This window comes from Cyclonatronum proteinivorum (assembly GCF_003353065.1).
Classification (GTDB): domain Bacteria; phylum Bacteroidota; class Rhodothermia; order Balneolales; family Cyclonatronaceae; genus Cyclonatronum; species Cyclonatronum proteinivorum.
In genome coordinates this window covers 3,547,333-3,563,239 of sequence record NZ_CP027806.1, presented here as the reverse complement: position 1 = coordinate 3,563,239, position 15,907 = coordinate 3,547,333, and the positions used below count along the sequence as shown (strand labels likewise).

General features: G+C 52.6%; 10 protein-coding genes. 5 read left to right on the top strand and 5 right to left on the bottom strand.

Annotated elements, in window-relative coordinates:
- Positions 1-25: 25 nt before the first annotated feature.
- Positions 26-409, bottom strand: a complete 384-nt coding sequence (locus tag CYPRO_RS13505; protein WP_240644761.1) for an ATP-dependent Clp protease adaptor ClpS — start codon at positions 407-409, stop codon at positions 26-28.
- A gap of 283 nt (positions 410-692) precedes the next feature.
- On the opposite strand from CYPRO_RS13505, the gene CYPRO_RS13500 reads away from it, so the two are divergent.
- Positions 693-2,537, top strand: coding sequence for a lysophospholipid acyltransferase family protein (locus CYPRO_RS13500; protein ID WP_114985115.1), 1,845 nt, complete (start codon positions 693-695; stop codon positions 2,535-2,537).
- A 100-nt stretch (positions 2,538-2,637) separates the two neighbouring features.
- On the opposite strand, the gene CYPRO_RS13495 is transcribed toward CYPRO_RS13500, so the two are convergent.
- Entirely contained in the window at positions 2,638-3,945 is a 1,308-nt protein-coding gene (locus CYPRO_RS13495) for a hypothetical protein (protein WP_124245626.1), read from the bottom strand.
- A 55-nt stretch (positions 3,946-4,000) separates the two neighbouring features.
- Positions 4,001-5,263, bottom strand: a complete 1,263-nt coding sequence (hisS, locus tag CYPRO_RS13490) for a histidine--tRNA ligase (RefSeq protein ID WP_114985113.1) — start codon at positions 5,261-5,263, stop codon at positions 4,001-4,003.
- Between the two features lie 504 nt (positions 5,264-5,767).
- On the opposite strand from hisS, the gene CYPRO_RS13485 reads away from it, so the two are divergent.
- The 3 genes from CYPRO_RS13485 (at position 5,768) to CYPRO_RS13475 (ending at position 9,944) form a co-directional block, all read left to right on the top strand.
- Positions 5,768-6,448: an arylesterase gene (locus CYPRO_RS13485; RefSeq protein ID WP_114985112.1), complete on the top strand. Its 681-nt coding sequence runs from the start codon at positions 5,768-5,770 to the stop codon at positions 6,446-6,448.
- 127 nt (positions 6,449-6,575) lie between these two features.
- Positions 6,576-7,295, top strand: a complete 720-nt coding sequence (locus CYPRO_RS13480; RefSeq protein ID WP_114985811.1) for an ABC transporter ATP-binding protein — start codon at positions 6,576-6,578, stop codon at positions 7,293-7,295.
- 117 nt (positions 7,296-7,412) lie between these two features.
- A complete protein-coding gene (locus tag CYPRO_RS13475; RefSeq protein ID WP_114985111.1) occupies positions 7,413-9,944 on the top strand; it encodes an ABC transporter permease in 2,532 nt (843 codons plus the stop codon).
- A gap of 394 nt (positions 9,945-10,338) precedes the next feature.
- On the opposite strand, the gene CYPRO_RS13470 is transcribed toward CYPRO_RS13475, so the two are convergent.
- Both CYPRO_RS13470 and CYPRO_RS13465 read right to left on the bottom strand, forming a co-directional pair.
- Entirely contained in the window at positions 10,339-12,180 is a 1,842-nt protein-coding gene (locus CYPRO_RS13470) for a T9SS type A sorting domain-containing protein (RefSeq protein WP_124245625.1), read from the bottom strand.
- Positions 12,181-12,462: 282 nt separating this feature from the next.
- Positions 12,463-13,821, bottom strand: a complete 1,359-nt coding sequence (locus tag CYPRO_RS13465) for an IS1380 family transposase (protein WP_114985109.1) — start codon at positions 13,819-13,821, stop codon at positions 12,463-12,465.
- Between the two features lie 749 nt (positions 13,822-14,570).
- Here CYPRO_RS13465 and CYPRO_RS13460 point away from each other — a divergent pair.
- Entirely contained in the window at positions 14,571-15,554 is a 984-nt protein-coding gene (locus tag CYPRO_RS13460; protein ID WP_114985108.1) for a glycerophosphodiester phosphodiesterase family protein, read from the top strand.
- Positions 15,555-15,907: the final 353 nt, after the last annotated feature.

The following is a 15,907-nucleotide window of genomic DNA, read 5'->3' as shown; positions in this document are numbered from 1 at the left end:
TGGAAAATATCTGTAATGGTGCGGGTCAGGCTTCTTCCATTACGGCCCGTAGCGGGAATCCGGCGGAGCTGCTTGCTTCTTCAACCAGCATAATTTTTGTTTCTGCAATTTGACGGGTGTACATGCCGCACACCCCCTTGCCTTTGTGGTGCACTTCATTGGTGATGCGGATGGCGTCTTCAACAGACTTCCGGAAAATGCTTACCAGCACATGAACCACAAAATCAAAGGTCGAGTAGTCATCATTCAAAAGATAAACAACATAGCGGGGCGGCTCCTCTACCTTATCTTTTACCTCTTCGGCCGGCCCAAAAGAGTCTTCGTTTTCGGGATCATATTCCTGCGGGCCGCTGAATCGCTGAAACAGGCTTTTGGAGACGGGATCGCCCGGTGACTGAATAGTTTTCACGAACAGATTGTAAGTCGGATTAAGGTTTCGTTAAGCGTAGGCCTCAGACGGCAGGTCTGAAGCATATTTGCCTAATTTAGGGAAGAAAAGCGGGCTTCTCAATCTGTGTTGCGTTGGCCGGTTTCGGCGGCTGTATTCAGGTAAATCCGCAAACATGGTTTTAGGCTGAATTCTTTTATATTAGTCCAATTATACTTATTGTCACCTTTTCGCTTTTGTGGCGTGTTACTGAACCGCAAAACGCCACCCGTTTTACTTTTAAGCATATTTATACTTTGATCGCATGAAGGGAAACCCGAACGAGTCGGACAGGATTTTTAAGCTGGACTTTGAGCCTGAGTCGCCTGTGCTGCGAACAGCACTCAGACTATTCCGCGCTCCTCTCGAAAAAGTTCTGGACTTCAAAGGACTTAACGATATTCACAGCCGTGCCAAGGCCCTTCCCGGTGATGCACACTTTAGCACCAAGCTGCTCGAAGCGATGAACATCACCCTTGTATTTGATGAGCGTGATCTTGAGCGCATTCCTAAAAACGGCAAGCTTGTGATTGTGGCCAATCATCCGTTCGGGGGGATAGAAGGGGTAATTTTGGGGTCAATTCTGCAACAGGTGCGACCGGATGCCAAAATCCTTGCCAATTTTATGCTGGAGCGTATACCTGAACTTCGGGATCTGTTCCTTTTTGTAAATCCCTTTGAAACGAAAGAAGCCATCCGGGAAAACCTCGGCGCCATGAAAGCTGCCATGGCCCTGCTGAAAAATGATCAGTGCCTCGGCGTATTTCCTGCCGGGGAAGTCTCGCACAGAAACTGGGGCGAGAAAACCATTCATGATCCCGAATGGAAAGACAGCATCACCAAAATTATTCAAAAATCGGGCAGCCCGGTTTTGCCGATTTTTTTCTGCGGCGCCAACGGCCCGCTATTCCAGACGGCCGGGCTGATTCATCCCCGGCTCCGCACCTTGCTGCTGCCGCGTCAGTTTTCCAACAAGGAAAATGCAACCATTAAAGTACGTTTTGGCAAGCTTATCACGGCAAGCAAGCTCAAAGGGTTCAGCAGTACGCCCGAGCTTACCCGCTACCTGAAGCAGCGTACCTACCTGCTGCAGAGTATTGTGGACGATCAGCCGGAAGAGTCAAGTATCCGCAGGGAAGCAGCAGCGTCTGCAAAGCAGAAGTATGAGAAAATTATTGATCCCCTGCCGGTAGAAAAGCTCGAAGCGGATATCGCTGCCTTAGGCAAAGAGCAGCTGCTGCTTTCCAGCAACGAATACGACGTCTTCTATGCCGCCCATGCTCAGATTCCAAACATTATGCGGGAGATCGGGCGGCTTCGGGAAGTGTCTTTTAGGGCCACGGATGAAGGCACCGGAAAATCTATCGACCTCGATGCATACGATGAACACTACCTGCATCTGTTTGTGTGGCAGCGGGAGAAAAAAGAGCTGGTTGGCGCCTACCGTCTCGGACAAACCGATAAAATTCTGACTTCTCAGGGCGCGAGCGGACTTTACACCACAACCCTGTTTCGCATGAAGCCCGGCCTGCTCAAAAAGCTGAACCCGGCACTTGAAATGGGGCGTTCGTTCGTTGCGCCGCACTATCAGCGCTCCTTCGCCCCGCTCCTGCTGCTTTGGAAAGGTATCGGGCACTTCGTGGCGCTGCATCCGAAATACCGCATATTGTTCGGTCCGGTAAGCATCAGCAACGATTATGAAACGAGCTCACGCAACCTGATGGTCAAGTTTCTCACCGTGAGCAATTTTCTGCCCGATTTGGCCAAAGATGTGAAACCCCGCATCCCTTTCAAAACCTCTAAAAAAGTCGGATGGCAGCCTGCCAAAAATTCGGGTGAAGTAATCGACATCGATGATGTCTCCGAAATGGTATCTAAAATTGAGCCCGATGAAAAGGGCGTCCCGATTTTGCTGAAGCAGTACCTGAAACTTGGCGGCAAGCTACTCGGCTTCAATATCGATCCGGATTTCGCCGATGCCCTCGACGGCCTCATCCTTGTTGACCTTACCAAGACAGATGAGAAAATTCTTTCCCGTTACATGAGTAAAGAAGGCCTCGCCAAATTTAAAGAATTGCATAAGGATTCTCTTCCCAAACCGGTGAACTGAAGGGGCTTAGTTTGCTGACTAAACACAAAAAAGGCTTTTGAACAAAGCGGTCTCAACCGTCAGTTCAAAAGCCTTTTTCGTTTAAGTAAGGAAAAACGGCTTACAAATTCAGACCCTGCAGACGCGGCGATTGCAGCGGACCTGTTATCGGGATACTGAAGGCCCCGTCGGTTTGGGGCAGCCTCAGGTTGAAGAAAGATGTCATCATCCTGATAAAACTCTCCGCTTCTTCTGTGATAGGCCGGATATTGAGACGGGCGTCGTCCCACTGCCACATCCCCGTACCGGAATCGCGAAGGAGCTGCCCTGAAATGCCAACCTCCGCAAAAGGATTCCCGATGTTGAACCGGCTGATGGTGGCAACGTTATCCGTAATACGGTAGGCCGCATTCAGCCCGGGCACAAAGAACCGATCGCTTGATACGCCCAAAAATCCGAGCGGCTGACCAAAAGTTTCGGTGAAGGTTTCGGGCGGGAAAATGCTGAGTTCTTCAATATCGAAATGAACCTCAGAAAATTCAGTTTGCAGCAGCACCTGCGGACTCAGCCCGCCGGTGAGCGGACCTTCAAAAGAAGCGTCAAAACTCCGGAAATGAACGGCCATGCCGTCGTTTCCAATCGGGATTTGCGGCCTGACCGGGGTGATGCGCATGTTGGCGGTCAGAACCGGTCTCACAAACGTCTCCGCTGCTTCGGCATCGCTGCCCAGGGCACTTATCGCTGAAACATCGGTCAGCCGTCCGTCGAGCCGGATACGGTCAGCCCCGACACTGATTTCAAACTGACTTACCTGAAAGGCGTCGGCCAGATGATCATAGTTCATGTTGAGAACAAGGCGGTCGAGACGGCTAATGGGCAGTGCCGCAGGGATAAACGGCAGCGGTTCCGTACCTGGGCGCAGATCATTCATCCGGATGCGGATATCATGGCTTCGGTCAGGCGTATTCCGGAAGTCGGTTCGTACAAAAGCGTACATCTCAAACAAATCACCACTCACGCTTGCGTCGATTACCGCAGCCGTGTACCTCATTTCCTGCTCCGCATTAAGCACGGCAATATCACGAAGCTCCACACGCCCGTCAGTGAGAGCAGGTCGTTCGCCGCTTCCCCTACTCATGGCCAAATTCAGCAGGTCCCGGTGAGAGACAAAAATGCTGAGGGTGCGTGCCCTGAACTCATCTCCGGAATCCAGATTACGAACCCGCAGGCGCTCAACCGCAACTTCACCTCTGAGCGTGCTGATATTGGTGTTGCTAAACTGAATCAGGATTTCCGCGCCATCCTGAATCAGCCGCGTTTCACTGTAAGCCTCATTTAGCGCGCGGGCGGCATAATGGGTGAGCAGCATGTTCCCTGCTACAAGTAGTAAAGCTGTTAAGAATAGACCGATAGCTATCCAGCGTTTCATATACAGTATATTTGAAGAGTGATAAGGTGTCTTTCGCTGCTACAGTCCTGCGCTTTCAGTTGCCCGAAAGCCGGCTCAATATCTCCGGAAAACCCAGGCTGTTTTCCGTACTTTCGTGCATATCTCTAAAAGTGAACTTCTGATCGGCCAGCTCCTGCTCGCCGATAATGAGTGCAAAGCGTGCCTGCTGCCGGTTGGCATCTTTGAGCTGCGCTTTGATGGACTTTCCCGAGAAATCCATCGTACAGCTCAGCCCGGTTTTCCGGATGGCTGGCATGGCGTGCATGGCCCAGTGCTGCGCTTCAGTACCCCGGCAAACAAGGTACACATCCAGCGGACGTTCGCCGCCCGGCTGAATTCCCAGTGCCTCGCAGGCAAGCAGCATCCGCTCCATACCGCAGGCAAAGCCGACGGCCGGCGTGTGTGCACCGCCGATCTCCTCAATCAGCAGATCATAGCGGCCCCCGCCCCCGAGCGCATCCTGCGAGCCCACATCCGGACTCACCAGCTCAAAAGCGGTTTTGGTGTAATAATCAAGACCCCGAACCAGACGCGGATTTTCGGTAAAGGCAATGCCTTCATGCGTGAGCAGCGCTTTCACTTCTTCGAAATGCGCCCGGCATGCATCATTAAGAAAATCCGTGATGAGCGGGGCCTTTTCGATGAAAGCCTGATCCTCAGCTTCTTTGGAGTCGAGAATCCGCATAGGGTTTTGCTCAAAACGTGTTCGCGAAATGTCGCTCAGTTCCGACAGGTGCGGACGAAAATAATCCTGAAGCGCAGATTTATAGGCCGCGCGACTTTCCGGGTCGCCTACCGAGTTGAGCATAAGCGTCACGTTGGTCAGACCAATCTTCTCATACACCCGCATCATAAACCGGATGATCTCCACATCGGCAAGCGGCGAATCGGTGCCCATCAGCTCCGCGCCAAACTGATGAAACTGCCGCTGACGCCCCTTCTGCGGACGCTCCGCACGGAACATCGGGCCGATATAAAACAGCTTCTGCGCCCCACCCCGCTGATCAAGCCGGTGCTGCACAAACGCCCGGGCCACCGGTGCCGTCCCCTCCGGACGCAGCACATAATTGGTCTCGCCCCGGCTGAAGCCGAACATCTCCTTCGAAACAATATCCGTGAGCTGCCCGATACCCCGCGCAATCAGCTCGGTCGGCTCCATCACGGGCGTGCGGATTTCGCTAAAATGAAATTCCCGGGCCGTATCCCGAATCACCGTTTCTAACCAGTTCCATTTTTCGGATTCACCGGGCAGGATATCAAACATCCCGTGCAGCGTTTGAAATTTTTGCGAAGACATTAAAAGCCTTTCTGAGAATTTGTAAATAAGAATAGGTGTCTAAGCCAGCAAATATAGAAAAAATAGCCGTTACATACCGGATTCAGTGCCTGCAAATCTGTTGCAGCCTGCAGAATAAAAGACGGCCCTTCAAACGATGGCCCGTTCAGGCTTGTTCACCAATTTCCTGTTATCGAAAACCTCAGCTTCATGCGGCACTTGATTTTACGACGATCGCAGCGCCTTTCCGCAAATCCCTGGTACACACATGGTCACCGTGCCTCTGACATCCCGTTGGTTTCCACTTTGTTTTTTTTGGGTAGAACTCCGAGAACATCAAGGTCTGCGGTGTTTGGAGGTACATCCCAAATCGGTCTCAGGGCTCCTTGCTTGGGGATTTAGTGGCTCCCGGGCAGTCTTCCGCGCTATTCCTAAATCACGCTTCCGTATCCGTATCCGAATCCGTTTCCCTTTTTTTACCCACGAAAGGCCTTTTCCAAAATCCATTTTAATTTCACGCAAGCCATGCTGAACCCCCGTTTTGTTCATCTCATTTTTTTACTGACGCTCTTCACAATAGTAGGCGCCTTCAGTCCATCGTTTGCTGCGCTCGCGCCAACGCATGACGATGAAACGCCCCTGCCCCGGGTCGTCATTTTTGGCGACAGCATAGCAGCGGGCTTCGGGCTCGATCCCGATGAAGCCTTTCCGGCCCTCATCCAGCAAAAAGCCGATGAAGCCGGCTATGCGGTTGAAGTCGTCAATGCCGGACTCAGCGGCGAGACCTCCGCCGCCGGACTCCGCCGCATCGAATGGATGCTCCGTCGCCCGATTGATGTGTTCGTGCTCGAACTCGGCGGCAACGACGGCCTGCGCGGCATTGATCCCGAGGTGACCAAACGCAATCTCGACGGCATCCTGAACCGCGTCAGGGAGTCCAATGCGGATGTGCGCCTTGTGCTCACCGGCATGGAAGCCCCGCCCAACATGGGGGCCGCATACACCGACCGCTTCCGCGCCATCTTCCGCGAGCTTGCCGACGCGCACGAGCTCGTCTTCATGCCCTTCATCCTTGAAGATGTAGCCGGCATCCCGGAACTCAACCTGCCCGACGGCATTCATCCCACCGCAGAAGGACACCGCATCATCGCCGCCAACTTGTGGCAGTACCTCGCGCCCGTCCTCCGGGAGGTCAGCAGCCGCTGACCCTCAGACCGCGTATCCCGCATCCGCCCGGTTCACGTCCTGAATGATGCACCCCGCCGCGCGGTTTTCAAGCGTCAATCCTATCTTCATCCTTCCCGAAATTCAGCATCTCCTATTCCCAATCCGCATGCCCGAACACATTCTCTCGGTTGAAAAGCTCACCAAAACCTACAACAGCGCCGGAAACGCGCTCACCGTGCTTGATCAGGTATCCTTCGGCATCGCGCCGGGCATCAGCTGCGCCATCATCGGACCTTCGGGCAGCGGCAAAACCACGCTCCTCGGGCTCTGCGCCGGACTCGATCAGCCGTCCTCCGGCTCGGTTCAGCTCTGCAGTCACGCCCTCGAAACCAAAACCGAAGATCAGCTCTCCCAAATCCGGAACCGGCACATCGGCTTCGTGTTCCAGTCCTTTCAGCTCATCCCGACCCTCACCGCTGTCGAAAATGTGATGGTGCCGGTCGAGCTGCGTGGCGGAGACTATAAAACCGTCCATGCCCGCGCCGAAGAACTCCTGCACGAGGTTGGCCTTGGACACCGCCTCACGCACTACCCCACACAGCTCTCGGGCGGCGAACAGCAGCGCGTCGCGATCGCGCGGGCCTTCATTAACGCACCCGAAATCCTGTTCGCGGACGAGCCGACCGGCAACCTCGACACCGAGACCGGCGAGCAGGTCGAGCGCATCCTCTTCGAGCTGAACCAAAAGCAGGGCACGACCCTCATCATCGTAACCCACGACAACGAGCTCGCGGCCAAGTGCGACCGCATCATCCGCCTTAAATCCGGCCGCATCGCAAGCGATCACCTCACCGCCGCAGATACCACCCTCGTCCACGAGCACTGAGCCTGTGCCGGTCAGTCGTCCTTCCCCGCCTCCCCTAAATTTCTCGGAATCAAGCCGGTAGCCCTGAAAAGGCTCTGAGGCCATCATCCGATAAAACAAACCTTTCAAACCCACCTGATGGATCGTTTTTCCTTCGTAACCGCCTGGCGCGATGCGCGTCCGCAGCTCGGCAGCCTGTTGCTGTACTGCAGCGGCATCATTGCCGGGGTTGCTGCCCTCGTCGCCATTCTTTCATTCCGGGCCGATGTTCTGCTCACCGTTGATGAGCAGGCCAAGGAGCTGCTCGGGGCCGACCTCGAAATCGCGCAAAACCAGGCTTTTGATGAGCGGCAGATTGCGATGTTCGACACCCTCGGCGGCAGGCAGTCCTCGGTTGTGGAGTTTTCGACCATGGTGCTTTACGGCGAAGCGGGGGAGACGCGCTTGTCGCAAATCCGCGCCATACGCGGCGGCTTCCCGTTTTACGGCACGCTCAAAACCGTGCCCGCCGAAGCCGCCTTCACCTATCAGGAGCAAAACGCGGCCCTCGTTGACCGGCCCATCATGCGGCAGCTCGGCCTCAGCGTGGGCGATTCCGTGCAGGTGGGCGGGGTCAGACTTCCCATCGCCGGCGAAATTCTGGAAATTCCCGGTGAATCTGCCGCCTTCTCGCTGATCGGGCCGCGTATCATGCTGCCCCTCGACGCCATCGCCGACAGCGGCCTCCTGCAGCGCGGCAGCCGCGTGATGCACAAACAATATTTCGCCTGGGAGCAAACCCCGGATATGCGCGCCCTCGTGAGCACCCTCCGCGAAGATGCCGAAAACGGCGGCCTCAGTTTCACAACGGTTGAGCGGCGCAAGGAACAGTTCAGCGCCATTGTCGATAACCTGACCCGCTTTCTGGGCATGATCGGCTTTGTGGCCCTGCTGCTCGGCGCCCTCGGTGTGGCAAGCGCGGTGTATGTGTACGTGAAGCGCAAAAGCGCGACCCTGGCGACGATGCGCTGTCTCGGGGTCAGTTCACGGCAGACCCTCACCATCGTCTCGCTTCAGGTCGTGGCTATGGGCGTAATCGGGGCGCTTGCAGGCACGGTCATCGGCGTGCTCGTGCAGCAGTTTCTGCCGATGCTGTTCCTCGAACTGCTCCCCTTTGAAATACAGCAGGCCCTGAGCTGGTCCTCCATTTTGTTGGGACTCGGCGTCGGCGTCTTCATCAGCCTGGTTTTTGCCCTGCTGCCACTGCTCAGCGTGAACACCATCCCGCCCCTGCTCGCCATCCGTTCCGCGGATTTCTCCCCGCTTGCGCATCTCCCGAAGACGACCGTCGCCGCGGTCATGTTCGCAGCCGTACTCGCCATCGGCGGGGTCCTCGCGCTGCTCACAGGAAGCCACATCGTCGCCGCCTTCTTTGTACTTGGTCTTACCGCCGCCGTGCTGATTCTGCTGGGCGTTTCCAAACTGCTCATCACCACGCTCAAAAAACTGCGTCTGCCCGCCTTTTCCTATGTCTGGCGACAGGGCGTGGCCAACCTGTTCCGGCCTAACAATCAGACCGCGGTGCTGGTCACCACCCTCGGCATGGGCATGCTTCTGATCGGGGTGATGAGCGTTTCCCGCGACATGATTCTCGACCGCATCGCTTTTCAGACCGGCGATCAGCAGCCGAATCTCGTGTTTTACGACGTGCAGACCGATCAGAACGACGACATCATCCGTATCATCGAAGATCGCGGGGCAGCGGTGCTGCAGAATGTGCCCATTGTTTCCATGCGGCTGGCGGGCATCAACGAGCGCAGCATCCGCGAGCTGCGCGAGGACGATGAGGTGCGTATCAGCCGCTGGGCCCTGACCCGCGAGTACCGCGTCACCTATCGCGAAAACCTGAACGAGGCCGAGACCGTGATTGCGGGCCGCTGGATCGGGCGGCACGAAGGCGGCTTCGACGAAATCGTGCCCATCTCCATAGGCGAAACCATAGCGGAAGAGCTGATCATCGGCCTCGGCGACCGCCTCACCTTCGACGTGCAGGGCATCCCCGTGGAAACCGAGGTCACCTCCATCCGCGAAATTGATTTTCAGCGACCCGAGCCCAACTTCTTTGTACTGTTTCCGGCGGGTGTGCTCGAGCCCGCGCCGCAGTTCTTCGCAACCGTCGTGAACGTCCCCGGCGGCGCCGATGAAGTCGCCGCCATGCAGCAGGCCGTCGTGCGGGCGCACCCCAACATCAGCGCCTTGGATATCGGCATCGTGCTCGAAAGCGTGCGCACCTTCCTCGATAAAATCGCGCTTGCGGTGCAGTTCATGGCGCTGTTTAGCGTGCTCACCGGCCTGATTGTGCTCGGCAGCGCGATTGCCATCAGCCGCTTTCAGCGTGTGCGGGAGGCCGTACTACTCCGCACCCTCGGCGCCGTGCAGCAGCAGGTCAGCCGCATTCAGCTCGTCGAGTACGCACTGCTCGGCCTGCTCGCCTGCCTCGCGGGCCTCGGCCTCGCCCTCACCGCCGGCTGGCTCATTGCCTACTTCTATTTCGAGCTCGCCTACGTACCGGACATCCCCGTCCTGCTCGGCACCACCGCCGTCATCGTGCTGCTCACCCTCGCCGTCGGCCTGTTCAACAGCCGCAGCATCCGCAACCGCAAACCCCTCGAAATCCTGCGGGCGGGGTAGGCCGGGGTGCTATGAAGATATTGTCCTTTCGGGGCTTTTCGAGATTTTGGGTCTTTGCAATTTGGCATTAATTCTGAATGCCGCTCTGCATAGACGCAAGATGTTGCGTTTTTACCGGCATGCTCTGTTTGCTAAAAGCTGCATCGTAGTGGTATAAACCGGAGACAAAAATAAATCTGAGCAAATCCGCCCGATTCGTCAAATCCACGTTCTATCAGCGCTTTAAAGGCAAAAAAGCAAGGCGTAATGAGATCGTTTTGGGATTGTAGAAGCGAGCGTTGCCCCCCAACCCGTGAAGCGCACGGCGTTATTCCAAAAAAAAGCCCGCCGCAAGTACAGTGCTCGCGGCGGGCTTTGTTTTGTTTTACTTATCGCGGCTTAGCGGAGCGCGCATTTATTTCACCAACATCATTTTGCGGGTTTGGACGAAGCTGCCGGCCTGCAGGCGGTACAGGTACAGTCCGCTTGAAAGGCTGGATGCATCGAAACGGATACTGTGGTGACCCGCGTTTTGGGTGCCGTTTACCAGCACGGCTACCCGCTGCCCCATCAGGTTGAAAACTTCGACGCGGACTTCTGCCGTTTCTGGCAGGGCGTATGCGATGAGGGTGGTGGGGTTAAACGGGTTGGGGTAGTTTTGAAAAAGATTTACTGAGTTCGGGATTTGAATAGAGTTATGATCGGTAATATCAGTCCAAAAACCGTTGTTTTCAAACCAAAAAGCCTGAGCTTGATCTAATTGGTTTGAAACAGCGCTAATATCAGCATCATTAGTTGGAGTGTCAGTCTGTGCTACTGATATTGCATAGGCCAATCTTCGCATTTCACCGCTTGGAATGGAGAACAACCCGAAATTGATAAACGGAACTGTATCTTGTGACGGCGATGGCAATTCAGTGAAAGCTGGTTGCAGAATAGTATTCCACAATTGGTTGTCATTAAAGGCAAGTGAACCTGCTGGTAAAGATGTAAAACCGGTAACTTGAGGAATAATATAAGGATCCACATCTTCCGGTAATAAAAGTGGTGACATTAAAGGTCTGATAGCTGCAACACCGATTGATGTGCCGTTAAACTCAGGTGGAGTTTGAGTTGGTGACACATTTTTGAAAAAAACGGTGTTCGAGTCTTCAGTAAAATATGCAAAGTTATTTGAAGGTATTCCAAGCCACATTTGAGCCCAAATACTAAGGCTCATATTATCATAATCATGATCACTTTTATTGTGAATATCATAAATAATTATATGAGTATTTTGAAGATTTGGTTCATTGCTTGCGACTATCCACATCTCAACATCAAGGCCAAGTCCGCCTCGATTCGGGTCGTTTGATATGGGAATATGTTCGCCGTTGATTAAGTAACGATCGTATAGCCGATCATTGAATTTTGCATATAGTTCTTCTATGTCGCCACCAAAACCAGAGACTAAAGATGGCCATTCATTTATTTCAAGTTCTTGCCAAATAAAGGGCCAAGTATCGGGTTTAGATTTTGTTGGCATTTCATCGGATGTTTCGCTAAAATATCCATCTGTTGGATACCAAGTCCACCGTTGCCCAGTTTGGGGGTTGGTTCTATAGTTAGGAGCAATAACAATTGGTATTTCTTCGCCAGATTCCATTCCGGTTACGGTTGTGCCTATGAACAAACCAGTAAAATAAATATATCTTCGGTTTGTGTCTTTAGGAAACTCATAGAAAAACTCATCAAAGTTAGCGTCACTTGATCTGCCAGCAAATCCAAAGTTATTATAAGAAGCCCTAAGATTATTTTGATTTAATACAGATTTTCTGATGTTTCCGGAAAACGGTTGATCAAGCAGATTGACAGGCCATGTGGCCGTCGTATCGAATTGCTCATTAGAAAGTTTATCATTTACCTTCAATTTCACCGATTGAGTCCTATACTCAGATAAATCTGGTTCGGTTGAAGTATTATTAGTTTCGAAAGTCTGTGATGAGTATTCTTCTTCAATTAAGAAAGAGTAGTTTGATGTAATGACTGGTTTTACGGGAGTACTATCAGGCACAAAAGTCACAGCGGAATGATACTGTACAGATGAATCTTCATTAAGTACATAAATTTTATCTGAATGAAGGATAGAATTCACATATCCAAAGTAAGGGAAAACAGGGTATCCAACCTCGAGCCAATAGTCCTGCTCAGTGTTTTGGCCGGTGAGGGTTACGTTGGTGACCTGAATGTTGTTGGCGTGCAGCGCAAGCGGCAGCACGAGGAACAGGCTAATGAATACACCTGAATCCGTGAAAAGTTTTATTTGACAGGTATTTTGCGGTCAATACAGGCAATAGCTGTTAGAAATATCGCTCACTCAGCTTGATGTAGCTCACCAAAGTCGTTCATTACGATCAATTCAATCCCCGCAAGACCTCTTCAAGCACCGTTTTTGCTCTTGTTTTGGCTTTACAGCGCATACCAATTCCACAATGCCTGCATGGGCTTTGTTTCACTTGCTGTTTTGCCGTCTGTTTTCTATCCCAAGCTGTATGCTGTGCTACCCACGAGGTAAAAGTTTGAGCGCCATGACAGGCGCTGCCCAGCCGTGACCCTCAAAAATGCGGATGATGGTTTTGCGTGCATGTTGTACCAGCCGTCCCGCCATATACATCAGGTTCTGGATGACGGTGCGCAGCCGAAGCCGTTTACTCCTGGCTTTTCGCCCCGGCACCAGACCTGTTTTTAGCATGCCTTGCCCCGCCAGTCGCAATAAATTAAAGGCTATCATGCTCATATCCAGCACGTGCTGGTTGACCCTGAATTTGCCCGATGGGAGTCGCTCTACATCCATATCTGTCTTGAGTTCACTGTGGTACTGCTCGCTGGTACCCCGCTGTTTGTAGAACTCATGTATCTGCTCCGGGGTCCAGTCCAGGCTCGTCCAGTACGCATCCACGGTGATCAGTGCCGGAAACATATACTGCCCGTCCGTGCGGGCAAACCGCTTGGTAACCCGGAACACAATCCGGCAGGTCTTCGGGTCATCAGGGTTGTCACTATGTCCGGGAATCTGTACTTGCTTTTGTCCGTACCATGCCCGTGCGCCTATATCTACGTACTCACCATCAGCTCCGTCGTTTTGCTCCATAGCCAGATCCAGCCACTCCTGCGGATCCTGATTGCGCAGGTTGCACTTCACAACAAAATCGGTATCCTTCTGGCGCATAAATAACCTGACATTGACGCCACTATCGTTGCCCGAGTCGGTCACCACAAGCCGCTTGTGGCTGGTCATACGCTCAGCCATATCCATGGTCTGCCTGAACCACGCATCGGTGCCGGGTGTGTTGCTGTGCGCCGAGCCGTTGCGCAGCTCGTTGTTTATCATCAAACCATACGGACCGATGTAGCCAAGCATGGGCGCATAGCCTTCAAACTGTTTGTATGTCCAGTCTACGCCTTCTTTGTGGCTGTTGGAGTTATCCATGGGTGAGACATCACAGTGAATTACCGCCCAGGTCTGCCCGTGCAGATCTTCGGTCAGCAGGTGCGGATGAGCTGCCAGCAGGCGGGTGTTGAACTCACGAAAGACATTATTCAATGACTCCGGGCATTGCTCAATACGCTGGCGCAGGGTTTCCGGTGAGGGGGTCTTTTTTATTCCCAAGGCAGTGGCAAATACGGGATCGGCACGATATTCAGCTATAGCGTCAAACTGAGGTTTACCGACCGACAACAGCCCAATCATGGCCTTAATGGTATCAAGGGTGGAAATATAATTCTTGTTGCGGGGCAGCGAACAAAGGCCATTGATGTCGCTGGCCAGCACGGGATCATCAAGGGCCTGACCAATAAAAGCCAGACCTGCATGAGAGGTAATTGGTGTAGAGGTAAGCTCAAATTGTATTTTTGGCATGCTCAAACGATTATATAAGGGTTCACCGGTTGGGTGAAAATACGCAGAATCGCTAAAGCTAGTAATACAAATATGTTAGGCTATGAATTGGCGAGATTACTCACGGATTGAGGAATACAGTAAGCAGATATTTCATAGGTCTAAGGTTTGGTAGTTTAGAGGTTATATTTATAACAAGATCAGATTGTCAAAGCCAACCAAGCCATGCAAAGTCGATTGGAACGGACTCAATGCCAATCCTTGCAATTGGGAATCTATGCAGGTTTTAGTATTGCTAAGCAGCTTGGCTGGCAAAGGCTCTTGCCCTAAAATCTAAGCTACGTGTTAGATTTGTAAAGTGCTAAGTTTTTTTGATTACGGCCGAAATTTACATCAAGTTGGGTCAAGTATAACCTGTAGGTAACATTCTGGCGGTTCATCTATCCCGCATGAATCACAATAAAAAGGGTTTACTTCCTAAATGATGTTTTTTTGTTCCTTGCTTTCTGGCCATTCACGTTTGAGGTATGAGCTAATTACGGGTACCCCAAAAAGCAAGGAGCCTGTCTTAGGTTTACTTGCTTCTGATCTGCCGCGAAAGACCGTGATGTTCACGGAGTTTCCCCCAAAAAATAAAAAAAGCGGGATCGGCATGGTCGCCGGGTGCAGGCTGAGATTTGATAAAATGTTAACATGGCGTTGTTGCAAAACGCTTACCTTGTGCGGAGTGCCTGTTCAGGCTGAACGTCAATTTAAAAGAGCTTTGCCTTATGCCGACTGTTTTCAGATCTTTCGTTTTTCCGGTCATTTTTGCTGTGCTTGTTGCCGGGCTTGCCGGCTGTGAGTCGGAGTCTGAGGCGCCGCAGGACGAAGCACAGCGGAGTGACGACCATACCCAGCCCCATCAGTTCAGAGCTATGGCCAACTTTCCTGAATTCGACCTGCAGGGACATCGCGGTGCGCGCGGAATCCTTCCTGAAAATACCATCCCGAGCCTGTTGGTTGCGCTCGATTTTCCGATTACGACCCTGGAATTTGATGTCGTTGTTTCGGCGGACAGCCTGATCGTGCTTTCGCACGAACCCTGGTTTCATCATGACATTAGCTCACATCCGGACGGGCGACCGGTTTTGCCCGAAGAAGCGCTGGGGCTGAATATGTTTGAAATGACATACGAAGAAATTTCCCGCTTCGATGTGGGACTGCGCGGCAATTCCCGTTTTCCTGAACAGGAGCCTATGGCAGCAAGTAAGCCGCTCATGCGCGACGCTATTCTTGCGGTTGAAGCGCATAAAGCCGACAGCGGACGGGACCTTGTGTTTTATAATATCGAGACCAAGAGTCATCCGAGCGGCTATAACCGCTATACGCCGGAGCCGCAGGTTTTTGCCGAGCTCCTGTACCGGGAACTGGAAGGGCTTGGGGTGCTGGACCGTGTGTTCATCCAAAGTTTTGATGTTGCAACCCTGCAGGCAATGCGTGAAATTGATGCGACCCTGCCGCTGGTCCTGCTGGTGGAAAACGAGCGCGGACTCGACTGGAATCTTGAGCAACTGGGGTTTATCCCGGAAGTGTACAGCCCCGATTTCCGGCTGATTGATGCGGATTTGGTGCAGCGCGTACACGCTAAGGGCATGCGGATGGTGCCCTGGACCATCAATGAAAAGGACGATATGCTGCGCATGGTTTCGTTGGGCGTTGACGGGCTGATTACGGATTATCCGAACCGCGCAACAGAGGCGTTAGGAATGTAAGCCTGCGCCGCTGATCAGGGATTTTATTTGCTGGGTTACGTGTGACGGGCAGCGGGATGACCGTGCTAAAGGGAGAATGCGCAGTTTTAATGGTTTGAAATTTTACATCATTACCGACCTGCCTTTTGTGAGATAAATTAAATCAATAAAAAATATATATTTATCGCTTTTTCGTTGTGCGGAGTTGAGTGTTACCAAGCGCGCTTTTTATCAGGCTGAGGTCGATTGTAACGTAAGCTTCACAAGGAAGTATTTAACGAGCATGTGCTTTGCTAACAAAAGTGTGAAAAAATGAAAGCGGAAAACCTTAACCGGTAATATTTGTTATCATGGGGTGCCGGTTTGACAATGCC

Coding starts and splice junctions, on each gene's coding strand:
- CYPRO_RS13500 (WP_114985115.1), top strand. CDS start 693: ATGAAGGGAAACCCGAACGAGTCGGACAGGATTTTTAAGCTGGACTTT.
- CYPRO_RS13495 (WP_124245626.1), bottom strand. CDS start 3,945: ATGAAACGCTGGATAGCTATCGGTCTATTCTTAACAGCTTTACTACTT.
- hisS (WP_114985113.1), bottom strand. CDS start 5,263: ATGTCTTCGCAAAAATTTCAAACGCTGCACGGGATGTTTGATATCCTG.
- CYPRO_RS13485 (WP_114985112.1), top strand. CDS start 5,768: ATGCTGAACCCCCGTTTTGTTCATCTCATTTTTTTACTGACGCTCTTC.
- CYPRO_RS13480 (WP_114985811.1), top strand. CDS start 6,576: ATGCCCGAACACATTCTCTCGGTTGAAAAGCTCACCAAAACCTACAAC.
- CYPRO_RS13475 (WP_114985111.1), top strand. CDS start 7,413: ATGGATCGTTTTTCCTTCGTAACCGCCTGGCGCGATGCGCGTCCGCAG.
- CYPRO_RS13465 (WP_114985109.1), bottom strand. CDS start 13,821: ATGCCAAAAATACAATTTGAGCTTACCTCTACACCAATTACCTCTCAT.
- CYPRO_RS13460 (WP_114985108.1), top strand. CDS start 14,571: ATGCCGACTGTTTTCAGATCTTTCGTTTTTCCGGTCATTTTTGCTGTG.